We start from the raw sequence: 255 nt of genomic DNA, 5'->3' as shown, positions 1-255 counted from the left end.
CGACCGCCCCAGTCAAACTGCCCACCTGACACTGTCCTCGCACCGGATCACGGTACCAAGTTAGAACCTAGATACGATCAGGGTGGTATCCCAACGTTGCCTCCACACAAGCTGGCGCTCATGCTTCCTAGGCTCCCACCTATCCTGTACAGATCGTACCCAAATCCAATATCAAGCTGCAGTAAAGCTCCATGGGGTCTTTCCGTCTTGTCGCGGGTAACCTGCATCTTCACAGGTATTAAAATTTCACCGGAT

Annotated in this window: 1 rRNA gene; it reads right to left on the bottom strand. The window is 52.5% G+C overall.

Features of this window, described 5'->3' with window-relative positions:
• Positions 1-255, bottom strand: a 23S ribosomal RNA gene (locus PV403_RS25160); the annotation flags it as partial.

The sequence above is a fragment of the Paenibacillus sp. GYB006 genome (assembly GCF_036577645.1).
In the GTDB taxonomy this organism is placed as follows: Bacteria; Bacillota; Bacilli; order Paenibacillales; family Paenibacillaceae; genus Paenibacillus.
The sequence above is the reverse complement of the archived record's forward strand: the minus strand, read 5'-3'. Positions and strand labels throughout refer to the sequence as shown.